We start from the raw sequence: 15,375 nt of genomic DNA on the forward strand, positions 1-15,375 counted from the left end.
GGCTCAACTGGCCTGGCGGATTTCGGCCTGTTCCTCGGCGCGCAGATGGCTGGGCGCCGCGCCGATGACGCGCTTGAAGGCACGGCTGAAAGCGGCGTCCGATTCATAGCCAAGCCGGGCGGCGACGACTGATATTTTCATCCGGTCGCGGACCAGCCACTGACGCGCCTGATGCATCCTGACCTGGGTGACATATCTTGCCGGCGTTTCGCCGACGATGGTGGCGAAGCGTTCGGCAAAGCCCGAGCGCGAGGCGCCCATCATCCGGGCCAGCGACTCGACCGTCCAGTCATGGTCAGGTTCAAGATGGATGGCGGCCAGCACGCGACCGATGTCGCGGTCCTTGACCGCGGCGATCCAGCCGGAAGAGTCGCCGCAACCACGTTCGACCCAGGAGCGGATGACGGTGGCGGCAAGCACATCGGCCAGCCGTGCCAGGATGCCGCCGGAGCCGACACGCTCCATCGTCACTTCGCGCGCCATGGACTCCAGCAAATGTGGAATGCCGGGCTCGTAGGCTTCCAGCTCGTGCGTGCGCATCACGTCCGGCATCATGCCGAGCAGGGGGTGCAGGCCGTCGATGTTGAAATACATCGCGGCGCAGAACAGCAGCGTTCCGGGCTGGCAATTCTTGTCGCACATCTCCGCGTTTGACGTGCAATAGACGTCCTTGCAGACCTCCTCGAGCTCGTAGCCATGGATCGGCCAGGCCTGCGCTCCGGGTTCGCTGGCCAGCACATGCGCCTCGCCTCGTGGAAGCAGCACAGCGTCGCCAGCATTGAGCTGCACCCATTCGCCGGATGGCTGCTTGAGCCAGCAGCCCTTGCGGCCGATGAAATGAAACCGGGCTCCGGGCTGAGCCGGGAACTGGATACCCCAAGGCTCCTTCATTTCGCAGCGGCCATACTCGACACCGTCGAGACGCAGGCCCCGCAATATGTCTGTCAGTGGGTCGCCGGTAATCGGGATTTTGGACGAATGGTCATGCATGATGGGGTTTCTAGCATGGAAACTCCAACCCGTCACTCCCTATGTTGCATCGCAGCCAAATGTTGCGCTGCAAACAAATCGGAGAGTGACCATGGCCGAACCCACGACAGGCGTCATCGACGCCGCACTTCTGAACTCCACAGAATCCGATGAACGAGCCGAGCCGGCATGGGGTGCCGTGGTTTCGTTGGCGCTTGGCGTTTTCGGTCTCGTCACCGCCGAATTCCTGCCCGCCAGCCTGCTGACGCCGATGGCGCGCGATCTCGGTGTCAGCGAAGGCGTGGCCGGTCAAGCGGTGACGGCAACAGCCATAGTCGGCGCCATCGCAGCGCCCACCATGGCCATCATCACAAGGCGCATGGACCGCAGGCTTGTCATGTGGATGCTGACGGCATTCCTCATCCTGTCCAACCTCCTGGCAACCTTTGCCTCATCGCTGTCCATGCTTCTGCTTGCCCGCGTCGTGCTCGGCGTTGCGCTAGGCGGTTTCTGGGCGATGTCGGCGGCAATGGCCTTGCGGCTGGTGCCGATGCGGCTGATGCCGCGCGCCATGTCGATCATCCTCACCGGCGTCTCGCTGGCCACCGTCACCGCCGCTCCGGTCGGCGCCTATGTTGGCGACATCTGGGGATGGCGCACGGCGTTCATGATTGCGACCATCGTCGGCGCCTTGGCGCTGCTGGTGCAATTGGCCACCATTCCAAAGCTGCCACCGGTGGGCGTCGCAAGCTTCCGCACCTTGCTCGATGTGCTGGAGCGGCCGTCGATCCGGGTGGCCCTGCTGGTCGTGCTGCTGGTCGCGTCCGGGCATTTTGCCGGCTTCACCTATGTGCGCCCGTTCCTCGAAAAGGTGCCGGTGCTCGACATCGAGACGATCTCGCTGGTGCTGCTGGCCTATGGCGTCGGCGGTTTCTTCGGCAATATCGCCGGCGGCATCCTGGCGGAGCGTAATCTCAAGGCGGCCGTTGCCCTGGCGCCCTTGCTGATTGCGCTGGCCGCCGCCTCGATGCTGATCTTTGGCGCCTCGCCGACGATTGCCGCCACCGCCGTCGCCGCCTGGGGTTTTGCCTTCGGCGCGGTGCCGGTCGGGCTGCAGAGCTGGCTGGTGCGGGCAGCACCGGACCAGGCCGAAAGTGCCGGCGGCTTGATGGTGGCAACCTTCCAGGTGGCGATCGCGCTGGGCGCCGTCTTCGGCGGCTTGCTGGTCGACCATACCGGCGTGGCCAGCGCCTTCGCTTATTGCGGCATTGCAACGCTGCTGGCGGCGATCGTCGTGTTCCTGCGCGGCCCGAAGCGGGCCGAATGATCTCCCATCCCTGACCTGCCCAGCGGCCCGAGAGCCATTATGGTTCTCGGGCCGCTGCCGTTGTGATGGCGGCAACGAAGCGGTTGAGACTGTCCTCGATATAGGTGGCGACTTCAGTGGTCGGGTCGAAGCTCCACCACAGGAGGGCGCCTTGCCAGTGCGACGCCATCAGCAGGCCGATGTCCGGGGGCGGTGTGGGCGTTGCCGCGAAACAAGCCGCCAGTGCCTTGCAAAGGGCTGTCTTCCAGGCCGCGCCGCGCGTCCTGAGCACGGGGTCACGCAGATCCTCGCGCAAGACGAGCAGGCCTTCGGCATAGGCTTCGATGCCGCCATAACCTTGCGACAGAGCCACCAGCAATTCAATGGCGCCGGCCGGGGTCTTGGGCACGCTGGCGGCCAGCGTCCTGGTCCTGTCGTCGAGACCGTCCCAGGCATGCAGCAAAGTGCGCTGATTCAACCGCGCCTTATTTCCAAAGCGCTGCACCAATGTTGCACCGGAGAGGCCACAGGCCTTTGCCAGACGCTCGAAGGTAAGCGCCTCCGGGCCATGCTCGTGGATCAGCCGCAATGCGCTCTCCAGCACCTGCTCGTCGGATTGGGTCTTGGGGCGGGTCATCTTGACATTCCAATATAACCGAATGATCATTTATATATGATGGACGTGGCGCAAGCCATCCCCATTTGATCGATGGTGCTGTTTTTGGGAGCGTTCAATGACGTTGCAAGGAAAAGTTGCCCTGGTTGCCGGTGGCACACGAGGTGCCGGGCGCGGCATAGCGGTCGAGCTCGGCGCTGCCGGCGCCACTGTCTATGTCACTGGGCGAAGCACGCGCGCGCGGCAATCCGAGTATGCCCGGCCCGAAACAATCGAGGAGACGGCGGAAATGGTTACGGCGAGCGGCGGCAGGGGCATCGCCGTGCAGGTGGATCATCTCGTGGCCGACGATGTGCGCAGTCTGGTCGAGCGCATCCGCACCGAACAGGGCCATCTCGATATCCTGGTCAACGATATCTGGGGCGGTGAAAAGCTGTTCGAATGGGACAAGCCAGTCTGGGACCACAATCTGGAGAACGGTCTGCGCATGCTGCGTCTGGCCATAGACACGCATCTGATCACCGCCCATCATGCGCTGCCCCTCATGATCGAGCAGCCAGGCGGGCTGCTGGTCGAAGTCACGGACGGCACCGCCGAATACAATGCCGATCACTACCGCCTGTCGCCTTTCTACGATCTTGCCAAGGTTGCCGTGAACCGCATGGCTTGGGCCCATGCCAAGGACCTTGCGAAACACGGAGCCACCTCAGTCTCGCTGACGCCCGGCTGGTTACGGTCGGAGATGATGCTGGAAGCCTTCGGGGTGCGCGAGGAGAACTGGCGTGATGCGACCGCGACGGTGCCGCATTTCGTCATTTCGGAGACGCCGCGCTTCGTTGGGCGCGCCGTTGCCGCGTTGGCTGCGGATCCCAATCGCTCACGCTGGAACGGGCAGTCGCTGTCCAGCGGCGGGCTGGCGCAGGTCTACGGCTTTACCGATCTCGACGGTTCGCGGCCCGACGCCTGGCGCTATGTGCCGGAGGTCCAGGACGCCGGCAAGCCAGCCGACGCAACGGGTTACCGGTGATGCGGCCTGGCGTCGCTCAGGCCGAGCGCCCGTCGAAATCGAAGACCGGCAAGGTGGACGGGTCGATATCGGCGACGCAGTTGAGGTTGATGTAGGCGGTGCGTTCGCTGCTTTCGCGGATATCCTCGGCGAAAGGGTGGATGCCGCAGGTGCGGCAGAAGCGGTGCGCCATGGTGTGGTTGCCGAATGTGTAAGTGCCCAGATCATCGCCCCAGGCCAGGACGGTCAGGCTCTCATGCGGGATGGCGCACAGCAAGGCGCCCTTGCGTGAGCAGATCGAACAATTGCACCGGACGGCACCGGTCAGTTCCGCCTTGAATTCGAGGCCGACCTTGCCGCAGTGACAGCTGCCCTTGTACAGCATCAGTATCTTCCTATCGCTGGCAGGTGCAAAGGCACGCTAGCCGGGCTATGCCTTTCGCAGGCCCAACCGGCTGCTTGCCTTGCCGATTGCCTTAAAGACGTTGCATCCTGGCGGAGTCCGACATCGACATGCAATCCATCCGCGACCGTCTCGAAATCATCCTGTCACGTCTTGCCAATCGTGCGGCCGAGGAGAAGGTCTTCACCAGGCTCTATGTCGAACCCGCGCGGGCCGCGGCGGACGCCAGTGACGCCCGTAAGCGCGCCGGTGTGACACTCGGACCGCTCGACGGCACCGTGGTCTCGATCAAGGATCTGTTCGATGTCGCCGGCGAGCCAACCAGGGCCGGCTCGCTGATGCTGAGAACCGGCGCGCCCGCGTCGGGTGACGCCGCCATCGTCCTTCGTCTGCGGCAGGCCGGTGCGGTCATCATCGGCAAGACCAACATGACCGAATTCGCCTTCACCGCGATCGGCGACAACATGCACTACGGCACGCCAGGCAATGCCGTTGACGCCACACGCATCCCCGGCGGCTCGTCGTCCGGTGCCGGCGTTTCCGTCGGCGAGGGAACGAGCGACATCTCGATCGGATCCGACACCGGCGGGTCGATCCGCATTCCCGCCGCGCTCAATGGCGTCGTCGGCTTCAAGCCGACGGCGCGGCGCGTGCCGCTGGCCGGCGCCTTTCCGCTGTCTGGCACCTTGGATTCGATCGGGCCGCTTGCCCGAACCGTCGTGCAATGCGCCGCCGCCGACGCCGTGATGGCCGGCGAGGCGCCGACCGAGCTGGTGGCCATGTCGCTCGCGGGACTTCGCGTTGGTGTGCCGCGGGGCGTTCTTTTCGGCGACACGGACGGTGAGGTCATGACGTCGTTCGAGCGTTGTCTCGGCAAGATCGAGCAGGCTGGCGCGCGCATTGCGGATCTGTCGATCGACGACATGATCGCCGATCTGCGCGCGGCGACCAAACGTGGCTCGATCGCTGCCATGGAGGGGGCCGAGGTGCATGCCGACTGGCTGGCGACAGGCGCATCGGTGCCGGTCGACCCGCACGTCAGCGGGCCTTTGTCGCGAGCGGCAATGCTGCCGGTGCCGGTCTACATCAGGGCCTTGCGCCGCCGCCGCGCGCTTGTCGCCGCCATGGATGAGCGGCTGGCGTCGGTCGATGTGCTGGTGCTGCCGACCACGCCGGTGACGGCGCCGACCATCGTCTCCATGGCTGAGAATGCCGAGTTGCGCGACCACGTCGAAGGCCTGCTGTTGCGCAACACACAGGTCGCCAACCAGTTCGACCTCTGCGCGATCTCGCTGCCGATGCCTGATATGGCGCTGCCGGCCGGACTGATGCTGGTCGCGCGCAATGGCCACGACCGGCATCTGCTGCGGATTGCCGCCGAAGTGGAGCGCCTGTTCTGACGGGGCGGTGTGCCTCAGATAGGCAATCAGTGCGCCGCGCAGCGCTTGCGTTCGCCTGTCTTGGAAGCGCGTTCGACATTGGTAACGACCAGCATCGGCGGGTCGTTTGGCTCACCGCGATGCTGGATGGATCCTCGGATGACGAGCTTTCCCGCATGGAGCTTGTCGGAGAAGCCAGGTTCGGATCTGTTCAGCGGCGACAATTCGGTGGTGTTCAGCGCCACGCCCTTGATGATCTTGCCAGTGACCAAGTCGAGTGCATTGCCCGACGGGCAGGGGTCCCTGATGCAGACGATCCCATTGCTGCAGTAGACATAATCGCTGCTTTGTGCCGCAGCGAGCACGGGCAAGCCCGCAGTCAAACATGCGGCAAGACCAAGAAATGCAAGGCGAACACCGGACATGGCCGCACCGTCACGAAGAATTGCGGCGAAACCGCGATGCTCTAGATATCGACCGGAAACCGTCTCCGGTAATGATCGACAACTTCCGGATTGCGCAGATTGACCGGCAGCTTGCCGGCCAGCACGAGCAAGGCTTCGCCCGCCGCGCCGACGCCCATGCGCATCATCGATTCCTCGGTAATCCCTGCCATATGCGGGGTGATGATGACGTTGTCGAAGCCGAAATAGGGATGATTGGACGGCAGCGGCTGCGTCGAGAACACGTCGAGCGCGGCGCCGCCGATGCGGCGCTCCCGCAAGGCCTCGATCAGGGCGTCGTCATCGACGACCGGCCCACGCGAAACGTTGATGAGCAGCGCGTTGGGTTTCATGCGCGCGATACGCTCGCGGCTGATCAGGCCACGCGTCTCCGGCGTCAGCGGACAGCAGAGCACGATGATGTCGCTCTGCTCGACCAGCGCGTCGATCGACAGGAAGCCGACCTTGTCCGGCGCCGGCTGCATGCTGCGCGTCGTTGCCACCACTTTCAGGTCGAAACCATGCGCCGCGATATGACCGACGGCCTGGCCGACGGCGCCGAGGCCGACGATCCCGATGGTCTTGCCGGCAAGCTCGACATTGGTGTTGGCATGCTCGCGTCCGGCGAGCCAGCCTTTTGCGCGCAGGTCGCGGTCGACCCTGCGGAATTGCCGCAGCAGCGCCAGCGCGGTGAACATGACGTGCTCCGCGACCGAGCGCGCGTTGACCGCCGGCACGTTGGCCACCAGCACGCCGGCGGCGGCCGCCGCTTCCATTGGTATCATGTCGAGCCCGGCGCCATGGCGGATCGCCGCCCGCAGCTTCCAGGCACCCTCGAACAGGGCTGGTGGCAGCGGCGCGCGCACGATGACGATGTCGGAATCCTTCGCCTCCCGGGTCAAGGTGGCGGCATCGAGGGCCGAAGCGATGACGAGTTGACCGGCGCCGGCGAGCTTGGCCGAGGCGCGCGGGTGCAGCGGATGGGTCGACAGGATCTTTGGCACGGACTGGACCACGGTCAGGCCCTTTCGAGCGCCGGGCTCGCGGCAACCGCGTTGCCGCCCTCGATCAGTCCCTTCCAATAGCTCTCCGCGCCTTGAAGGTGGGCACTCATCAGCGCCTGGGCGAGATTGCCGTCGCGGCGCAGCAAAGCCTCGTAGATCTGCACATGCTCGGCATGCGAGCGCACGCTGCGTTCGGGATCGTTGAAGTAGATCGGCAGGCGCTGTTCGCCCATCAGATAGTAGACGCTGCAGATGTTGTGGAAGACGCTGTTCTTGGTGGCGCGAACGATCTCGAGGTGGAACTCGCGGTCTTCCTTGGCGAGGCCTTCGCCGGCGGCGATGCGCTCCTCGGAAGCCTTGAGGATCTCGCGCAGCCGTTCGAAATTCTCCTCGGTGGCGCGCGAACAGGCAAGCTCGGCGGCCTTGATCTCATGGATCTTGCGCAACTCGACCGTCTCGTAGATCTGCAACGGATCGAGCGGCAGCCCGGCGCGCGCGAACAGGGCCAACGCCTCGACGCTCGCCTGCTTGGTGTCGATGTAGATGCCGGACTTCGCCCGACGCTCGACGATGCGCATGGCTTCCAGAATGGCCAGCGCCTCGCGGATCTGGCCGCGGCTGACGCCGAAATGCTCGGCCAGTTCACGCTCCGACGGCGTGCGGCCGGTCTCGCTGTCCGAGTGGGAGAACAGATAGGCGGCGAGTTCCGCGAGGAGGTTCTTTTCTTTCATCGTCAACTGCGTTGCGCGTGCGCCTCCAGGAATCGCTCCGAAATGGTGAACCCCAATCCGGGCTTTTCCGGGATCGCTATCATACCGTCCGTTGCTTCGACAGTCTCTTCGATCAGATCATGGATCATCGGGTTGGCGCCTAGCGAATATTCGACGATGAAACTCGACGGCGAGGCGGCGCAGACATGCAAGCCGGCGAAGAAGCACGGCGCGCCGGCCCACAGATGTGGCGCAAAGCGCAGGTTGAAGGCGCTGGCGATGGTGCCGATCTTCATCGCCTCGCTGATGCCGCCGCAGAAGGCGGGATCGGGCTGGAAGATATCGGCTGATTTGAGCACGGCAAGATCGCGGAAGGCATAACGCGTCGCCTCGCTCTCGCCGGTGGCGATCGGAACAGCGCCGGAGGCCCGCACTTCCGCCATGCCCGGTTTGTCGTCGGCAATGATCGGCTCCTCGAACCAGGCGAGATCGAGGTCGTTGACAAGGTGAATGAAGCGCTTGGCTTCCGCCACCGTATAGGTGCCGTGGGCGTCGACCATCAGTTCGACATCGGGGCCGAGCGCCTGGCGTGCGGCGCGCACACGCGCGGCGGAGACGTGTGCTGCCCCATCCATGGCGCCGACCCGCATCTTCAGCGCCTTGAAGCCGCCCCGGGCGATGTAGGATTTCAATTGCTCGCCGATGGCATCCGCGGACGCCCAGCCGCCCGAGGCATAGGCCTGCATGCGGTCGACCTTGCGGCCGCCGAGCAGCCGCCAGACCGGCACGCCGAGCGACTTGCCCAGGATGTCCCAGAGCGCGATGTCAATCGCGCTGATGGCGGCGATGCTCATGCCGCGCCGGGCCAGCTGCGGCATGGCGTGGCCGGTGCGCGCGGCACTGTCGTGGCGCACGCCATTGTAGAGCATCTCCCAGATGATTCCGATATCGGCCGGATCGCGGCCGATCAGCTGCGGACCGACCTCATGGTTCAGCATGTGGACGAGGGCGCCGTAGCTGCCGGCGCTGCCGGCGGCGTTCTTGCCTTCGCCCCAGCCGACCAGCCCGTCATCGGTTTCGATGCGCAGGATGGCGGCGTCGAAGGTCGTCACCTGGCCGAAATCGCTGCGGTGCTGCCGAGCGGCTTCGATCGGGATGCGGACCCACCAGGCTTGGACGGTCTTGATGCGCATGTCTTTCCCCAGCCCTGCCGCCGGTCAGGGCGGGAGGGCAAATTTCCCAAAAGCTATCGACTACTTGATCAGCGGCAGCAGCGTTTCGGCGGTGATGCGCATCTGGTCGGTGTAGAATTTCTCGGTGAGCACGCTGGAGCCGTGATCCTGGATGAACTTCAGCTGCTCCGGCGAGATATCGACCGGGTGGCGCTCGACCATTTCGGGATAGGGCGCCGCCGGCGTGCGGTCGACCGGGGCGACGAACTCGTTGGTCAGCGCGCCGTCGTAGCCCACTTCCTTCAAGGTGGCGACGATCTTCGGCCAGTCGATTTGGCCAAGGCCGGCGGCGAAGCGGTTGTTGTCGGCGACATGGAAGTCGAACAGGCGCTTTCCGACCTTACGGATGGCGTCGTAGACGTTAAATTCCTCCATGTGGATGTGGTAGGCGTCGAGGCAGACGCCGCATTCGGGGCTCACGGCATCGGCCAGCGCCAGCGCCTGGGCGCCACGATTGAACAGGTAGGTCTCGAAGCGGTTGAGCGGCTCGACCGCGATCTTGACGCCGACCTTCTTGGCATGGGTGAAGCACTCGCGGGTCGCGTCGACCACCCACTTCCATTCCTCTTCCTCGGTGCCGTCCGGCACTACCTTGCCGACCGTTGCCGGAACCAGCGTGATGATCTCGCCGTCGAGTTCGCTGACCATGGTCAGGACGTCCTTGACGTACTGCACCGAGCGCTCGCGCTGGCCCTGGTTCTTGGCGGCAAGGTTGCGTTCGCCCAGCATCAAGGTCACCGCGCCCCAGCAGCGGATGCCATGCTCCTTCAGCAGCGCCCGCGTCTCCTTGGTCTTGTACTGTTCGGGCTCACCGGAAATCTCGATCGACTCATAGCCGAACTTCTTGATGCGCTTTAGGGTCGTCTCCAAGGGTTCCGCGCGCATCCAGTTGTGCGTCGAAAGATGCATGGTCTGTCCTTCCCAATTCGTCCGTATGGTTTGCCTGCGACATGCATCGCCGAAACGCGACGCAAGGGTTCCTCCCCAAGGCACCCCCAGCCTTTTCCTGCAAACTGGTTCGACCAATTGGGCCTGAAGTGAGGTCTACAGCAAATTTCCTGGAACGGCAAGAAGCGCGGAAGCGCAACTTCGTGTGCGAATTATTCCATTGATTGTATTGTGATATATGGCGATATTTCGAGCTTGCCGACGGCTTTGATGATACGTTGCGAGGCTTGACCAAATTCCGCTATTTGGTAATACCAGAATGGCAGTGCCTGCAAAGCGCCTGGTGCGAAAGACCAAAATGGCTGGCCCTGCTTCCAATCGGCGCTATGCTTGGTCGCGACAAAATGAGGGAGGATGCCGATGCCAACGACAATGAAGGGCCCTGGGCTGTTTCTGGCGCAGTTCGCGGGTGATGCGGCGCCATTCAATTCGCTGGCCTCGATCACCAAATGGGCCGCCGGTCTCGGCTATAAGGGCGTGCAGATCCCGACCTGGGACGGGCGCCTGTTCGACCTCAAGAAGGCAGCTTCTTCCAAGACCTATTGCGACGAGGTCAAGGGCATCTGTGCCGATGCCGGCGTCGAGATCACCGAACTGTCGACGCATCTGCAGGGGCAGTTGGTGGCGGTCCATCCGGCCTATGATACGCAGTTCGACGGCTTCGCGCCGGCCTCGGTCCACAACAATCCCAAGGCGCGGCAGAAATGGGCGGTCGAGCAGATGAAGTTCGGCGCCAAGGCATCGCGCAATCTCGGGCTGAATGCCTCGGTGTCGTTCACCGGCTCGCTGGCTTTCCCTTACCTCTATCCCTTCCCGCAGCGGCCGGCCGGACTGATCGAGGAGGCCTTTGGCGAACTCGGCAAACGCTGGAAGCCGATCCTCGATGTGTATGAGGACAATGGCGTCGATGTCGGCTACGAAATTCATCCTTCCGAGGACGTGTTCGACGGCGCCACCTTCGAGATGTTCCTCGATGCGGTCGGCGGCCACAAGCGCTGCAACATCAACTACGACCCGTCGCACTTCCTCTTGCAGCAGCTCGACTATCTCGAATTCATCGACATCTACCACGAGCGCATCAAGGCGTTCCACGTAAAGGATGCCGAGTTCAACCCGACCGGCCGGCAAGGCGTCTATTCCGGCTATCAGAGCTGGACCAACCGCGCCGGCCGCTTCCGCTCGCTTGGTGACGGGCAGGTGGATTTCGGCGGCATCTTCTCCAAGCTGACGCAGTACAATTATGATTCCTGGGCGGTGCTGGAGTGGGAGTGCTGCCTGAAGCATCCGGAAGACGGCGCGGCCGAAGGCGCGCCCTTCATCCAGCACCACATCATCCGCGTGACGGAAAAGGCATTCGACGACTTTGCCGGCGGCACCACCGACAAGAAGCTGCTGCGCTCGATGATGGGCATCTAGCGCGACTTTTCCCTCCCCCTCGAGGGGAGGGTGCTCCGAGTGGCTGGGTCGGTTCATCCCGAACTCCGCCCTTTACGACCCATCAGATCCGCTGCGCGGATCGACCCCTCCTCGAGGAGGGGTAATAGCACGAGGGAGAGAGACATGGTCGGCGCATCGAAGGCGGAAGCGGGAGGCGGCCCGATCCGCTACGGCATGGTGGGTGGCGGGCAGGGCGCCTTCATCGGCGCGGTGCATCGCATCGCGGCGCGCATGGACAATGATTTCGTGCTGGTCGCGGGCGCCCTGTCGTCCGATCCGGCGCGTGCCAAGGCGTCGGCGGTCGAACTCGGCCTCGATCCGGAGCGCAGCTACGCGTCCTATGCCGAGATGGCCAAGGCCGAGGCGAAACGCCCCGACGGCATCGAGGCGGTGGCGATCGTCACGCCCAACAACGTGCACGTGCCTGCAGCCAAGGCCTTTCTCGAGGCCGGCATCCACGTCATCTGCGACAAGCCGCTGGCAACGACACTGGCCGAAGCGAAGAAGCTGGCGGCGATCGTCGAGAAGACCGGCAAGGTGTTCGTGCTCACCCACAATTACACCGCCTATCCGATGGTGCGGCAGGCGCGCGAAATGGTGGCCAAGGGCGTGCTCGGCGACATCCGCATCGTGCAATCCGAGTACCCGCAGGACTGGCTGACCGAGGACCTTGCCGCGACAGGCCAGAAGCAGGCGTCATGGCGAGGCGATCCCAAGCAGGCGGGCGCCGGCGGCGCGCTGGGCGACATCGGCACGCATGCCTACAATCTCGCCCGCTTCGTTTCCGGACTGGAGCTGGATTCGCTGTCGGCCGATCTCGACGCCTTCGTGCCGGGGCGGCAGCTCGACGACAATGTCAACGTCATGCTGCGCTTCAAGGCGCCGGGCAAGGCGCATCCGGCCAAGGGCATGATCTGGGCCAGCCAGGTGGCGCCGGGCCACGAAAACGGGCTGAAGCTGCGCATCTATGGTTCGAAGGGCGGGCTGGAATGGGTGCAGGCCGACCCGAACTATCTCTGGTACACGCCGTTCGGCCAGCCCAAGCAATTGATCACCCGCAATGGCGCCGGCGCGCTGCCGGTGGCGGGCCGTGTCAGCCGGGTGCCGTCGGGCCATCCCGAGGGCTATCTCGAAGGCTTCGCCAACATCTATCAGGAGGCCGCGCGCGCCATCCGCGCGGCGCGCCGCAAGGGCGGCAAGCCGGGCAAGGAGGTCGTCTTCCCGACCATCGACGATGGCGTCGAAGGCATGGCCTTCATCAAGGCCTGCGTGAAGTCTTCCAAGAAGAATGGGGCGTGGACGAAGCTTTAGGCGCGCGCCCCTCACGCTGATTGCCAGCCGAATTGCAAAGGGTAATTCGGGGCAATCCGACCTCTCCCCACGGGAGAGGAGGTGACCGGCGCCAGTGCCAAGTCTTTTCTCCCTTCGGGAGAGGGTGGCCGCGAAACGGCCGGATGAGGGGACTGCCTGGCGCAGAGCTGGAGGCAACAGCCGGCGCGCCATCAAAAAGGGGAGGCGTCGATGAAAATCGGCATGTGCATGTTTTTGTGGACCACGGCCGTATCGAAGAAGCACGAGCCGCTGCTGCGCGACATCAAGGCAACCGGCTTCGACGGCGTTGAGATACCCATCTTCGTCGGTGCGCCGGACGACTACAAGAAGCTCGGCGACCTGCTCGATCGCATCGGTCTGGAACGCACGGCCGTCTCCGCCATGGGCGATCCCTCGATGAACCTGATCTCAGCCGACGCCGCGACGCGCAGGGCCGGCGTCGATTACATGAAATGGGCCATCGATTGCTCCGATGCGCTTGGCGCAAGGACGCTGAGCGGGCCGCTGCATTCGACACTCGGCGCCTTTTCGGGTTCCGGGCCGACGGCGGCGGAGAAGAAGCGCTCGGTTTCCTCGCAGCGCACCATCGGCGACCATGCCGGCAAGAAGAATGTCGCCATCGGGCTCGAGGCGCTGAACCGCTTCGAATGTTATCTCCTCAACACGATGGCCGATCTCTCGGAACACATCGACGCCATCGACCGGCCGCACATCAAGGCGATGTACGACACTTTCCACGCCAATATCGAGGAGGCCGATCCGATCGGCGCCTATACGAAGCACCGCAGGAATGTCGTGCACATCCACATATCGGAAAACGATCGCGGCGTGCCGGGGCGCGGCAATATTCCGTGGAAAGAGACGTTCGCGGCGATCCGCAAGAGCGGCTATGACGACTGGCTGACGATCGAGTCGTTCGGCCGCTCGCTAAAGGATTTGGCGGCCGCGACCAAGGTGTGGCGCGATTTCTCGGAAACGCCGGAAGCGGTTTATCGCGAGGGCTACAAGCATATCAGGAACGGCTGGAAGAAGGCCGCTTAGGGTATGTCGATATTCGGGTGAGGCCGGCCTGCAGATGCGGGGTTCCTGCGCTTCCGGTGCTCACGTACCCAAAAGTACGCTCCGCTCCGGTTCTCGTAACCCAGCCTTTTCGACGCGGCCTGACCCGAATCTCAACATGCCTGAGATGCCGAGATCGCTACCCCTGCTCGGCCTGGATCCGGTTGTAGTCGTGGATGGTGCGGCTCAGCCGCCGGCGCAGGAAGTTCGAGATGTTGTCGAAGATGAAGACGACCAGCAGGATCAAAAGCACCATGTAGAAGACATTGGCCCAGTTGGAGTTGGTGCGCATGGCTTCCCAGAGTTTCAGGCCGATGCCGCCGGCCCCGACCGCGCCGATGATGGTGGCGCCCCTGGTGTTGGATTCCCACTGGTAAAGCGTCTGGCTGATGAACACGGGGATGACTTCCGGCATGACGCCGTAGCGCTGCACCAGAAGGCCGTTGGCGCCGGTTGAAACCACGCCTTCGCGCGGCTTGTCGTCGATATTTTCCAGGGCCTCGGAATAGGTTTTGCCGAGCGTGCCGATCTCGGTGAAGAAGATCGCCGCACTGCCGGCCAGCGGGCCAGGGCCGAAGGCGCGGGTGAAGAACAAGGCCCAGATCAGCATGTCGACCGAGCGCATGAAGTCGAAGAAGCGCTTGAGGACCTGGCCGAGCACGCCGCTCGGCGTGATGTTGCGGGCGGCGAAGAAGGCAAGCGGAAAGGCGACGATGCCGCCGAGCAGCGTGCCCAGAAACGCCATGACGATGGTCTGCAGCAGCTTCGTCCAGACGTCGCCATGCTGCCACTGGGCATTGTTCCAGATGTTGTCGGCGGCGAGCGCAAGGTTCGAGGTGCCCGGCTTGAGTTCGGGGCCGGACATGAGGAGCGAGATCACCTCGCCGGCCGGCTTGCCGAAGAAGGGTGAGCGGGTGTCGAAAACGAAGTTCGCCCAGCCGAGGAAGCGCTTGCGCACCTTGACGCGGTCGACGGTGACGCGGACCTCGCCGACGAAGCCCATCTTAGCGACCACTTCGTCGTCATGCGCCGTCACCCATTCGGGCACCGGACCCTGGACGACCGGCTTACCGCTGGTCAACAGGACGGGAACCGTCTGGCCGTTGGCCGTGATCGTCGCCCGAGTCTTGTCGAAAGTGACGGATTTCGCCGGCCCGTCGATCAGGATCGTATAGGTGCCGTCCGGATTTTTCATCACCCAGTCGGGGTTGGGATTCTCGCCGAGTGCCGAGAAGCGCGGATATTTCGGCGTGATCTCAGGCTGGTCGAGGCGGAATTCCGGCTGCAGGTCGTAGCTGATCCACTGCGTCAGGAAGAGCGGCAGGCGCTCCCAATGCGACTCCCGCAGCACCTGCGGCAGGTTGAAGAACCAGAGGACATAGACGAGGTAAAGCAGGATGCCGGCGAACAGGAACAGCGGCGAGAAGCGCTTGTACAGCGGGCGCCGGAACACTTGAGGGTAGCGCTCCTCGATCGACAGGATCTCGTCTGCGGTCATGGAAGCCATGATTTCTCTTTCCATTTGACCATG

Annotated in this window: 15 protein-coding genes; 6 read left to right on the forward strand and 9 right to left on the reverse strand. The window is 63.9% G+C overall.

Features of this window, described 5'->3' with window-relative positions:
* Window positions 1–3: 3 nt before the first annotated feature.
* The gene (locus tag AC07SZ_RS15265) at window positions 4–990 is read right to left on the reverse strand and encodes an AraC family transcriptional regulator (protein ID WP_494914886.1); all 987 of its coding nucleotides are present in this window, start codon (window positions 988–990) and stop codon (window positions 4–6) included.
* 91 nt (window positions 991–1,081) lie between these two features.
* Here AC07SZ_RS15265 and AC07SZ_RS15270 point away from each other — a divergent pair, with 91 nt between their 5' ends.
* Complete coding sequence (locus AC07SZ_RS15270) at window positions 1,082–2,296, forward strand: MFS transporter (protein WP_494914888.1); 1,215 nt, start codon at window positions 1,082–1,084, stop codon at window positions 2,294–2,296.
* A gap of 37 nt (window positions 2,297–2,333) precedes the next feature.
* Here the strand turns inward: AC07SZ_RS15270 and AC07SZ_RS15275 are convergent, their stop codons facing one another.
* Window positions 2,334–2,912 carry a TetR/AcrR family transcriptional regulator gene (locus AC07SZ_RS15275; protein ID WP_210261340.1) on the reverse strand — a complete coding sequence of 193 codons (579 nt, stop codon included), beginning with the start codon at window positions 2,910–2,912 and terminating at the stop codon, window positions 2,334–2,336.
* Between the two features lie 97 nt (window positions 2,913–3,009).
* Here AC07SZ_RS15275 and AC07SZ_RS15280 point away from each other — a divergent pair, with 97 nt between their 5' ends.
* Entirely contained in the window at window positions 3,010–3,918 is a 909-nt protein-coding gene (locus AC07SZ_RS15280; protein WP_494914890.1) for an SDR family oxidoreductase, read from the forward strand.
* Between the two features lie 16 nt (window positions 3,919–3,934).
* On the opposite strand, the gene AC07SZ_RS15285 is transcribed toward AC07SZ_RS15280, so the two are convergent.
* On the reverse strand, window positions 3,935–4,282 hold the full coding sequence (locus AC07SZ_RS15285) for a GFA family protein (RefSeq protein WP_494914892.1): 348 nt from the start codon (window positions 4,280–4,282) through the stop codon (window positions 3,935–3,937).
* 128 nt (window positions 4,283–4,410) lie between these two features.
* On the opposite strand from AC07SZ_RS15285, the gene AC07SZ_RS15290 reads away from it, so the two are divergent.
* Window positions 4,411–5,700, forward strand: a complete 1,290-nt coding sequence (locus AC07SZ_RS15290; protein ID WP_494914893.1) for an amidase — start codon at window positions 4,411–4,413, stop codon at window positions 5,698–5,700.
* Window positions 5,701–5,726: 26 nt separating this feature from the next.
* Here the strand turns inward: AC07SZ_RS15290 and AC07SZ_RS15295 are convergent, their stop codons facing one another.
* The 5 genes from AC07SZ_RS15295 to AC07SZ_RS15315 all read right to left on the reverse strand — a co-directional run bounded on the left by AC07SZ_RS15295 (window position 5,727) and on the right by AC07SZ_RS15315 (window position 9,977).
* Complete coding sequence (locus AC07SZ_RS15295) at window positions 5,727–6,044, reverse strand: hypothetical protein (protein WP_244494007.1); 318 nt, start codon at window positions 6,042–6,044, stop codon at window positions 5,727–5,729.
* Between the two features lie 101 nt (window positions 6,045–6,145).
* Window positions 6,146–7,138: a hydroxyacid dehydrogenase gene (locus AC07SZ_RS15300; protein ID WP_244494006.1), complete on the reverse strand. Its 993-nt coding sequence runs from the start codon at window positions 7,136–7,138 to the stop codon at window positions 6,146–6,148.
* Between the two features lie 2 nt (window positions 7,139–7,140).
* The gene (locus tag AC07SZ_RS15305) at window positions 7,141–7,857 is read right to left on the reverse strand and encodes a FadR/GntR family transcriptional regulator (protein WP_494914894.1); all 717 of its coding nucleotides are present in this window, start codon (window positions 7,855–7,857) and stop codon (window positions 7,141–7,143) included.
* A 2-nt stretch (window positions 7,858–7,859) separates the two neighbouring features.
* Window positions 7,860–9,029: a mandelate racemase/muconate lactonizing enzyme family protein gene (locus AC07SZ_RS15310; RefSeq protein ID WP_056568326.1), complete on the reverse strand. Its 1,170-nt coding sequence runs from the start codon at window positions 9,027–9,029 to the stop codon at window positions 7,860–7,862.
* Window positions 9,030–9,089: 60 nt separating this feature from the next.
* Window positions 9,090–9,977 (reverse strand): sugar phosphate isomerase/epimerase family protein, encoded by an 888-nt coding sequence (locus tag AC07SZ_RS15315; protein ID WP_010911615.1) that lies wholly within the window; start codon window positions 9,975–9,977, stop codon window positions 9,090–9,092.
* Window positions 9,978–10,376: 399 nt separating this feature from the next.
* On the opposite strand from AC07SZ_RS15315, the gene AC07SZ_RS15320 reads away from it, so the two are divergent.
* From AC07SZ_RS15320 to AC07SZ_RS15330, 3 genes are all read left to right on the forward strand, one after another.
* The gene (locus AC07SZ_RS15320) at window positions 10,377–11,432 is read left to right on the forward strand and encodes a sugar phosphate isomerase/epimerase family protein (RefSeq protein ID WP_056568335.1); all 1,056 of its coding nucleotides are present in this window, start codon (window positions 10,377–10,379) and stop codon (window positions 11,430–11,432) included.
* Window positions 11,433–11,576: 144 nt separating this feature from the next.
* Window positions 11,577–12,764, forward strand: coding sequence for a Gfo/Idh/MocA family protein (locus AC07SZ_RS15325; protein WP_494914895.1), 1,188 nt, complete (start codon window positions 11,577–11,579; stop codon window positions 12,762–12,764).
* A 210-nt stretch (window positions 12,765–12,974) separates the two neighbouring features.
* Complete coding sequence (locus AC07SZ_RS15330) at window positions 12,975–13,826, forward strand: sugar phosphate isomerase/epimerase family protein (RefSeq protein WP_056577920.1); 852 nt, start codon at window positions 12,975–12,977, stop codon at window positions 13,824–13,826.
* 157 nt (window positions 13,827–13,983) lie between these two features.
* Here the strand turns inward: AC07SZ_RS15330 and phnE are convergent, their stop codons facing one another.
* Window positions 13,984–15,351: a phosphonate ABC transporter, permease protein PhnE gene (gene phnE / locus AC07SZ_RS15335; RefSeq protein WP_056577966.1), complete on the reverse strand. Its 1,368-nt coding sequence runs from the start codon at window positions 15,349–15,351 to the stop codon at window positions 13,984–13,986.
* Window positions 15,352–15,375 lie beyond the last annotated feature (24 nt).

The organism is Mesorhizobium sp. GW821-FHT07A06, assembly GCF_059419085.1.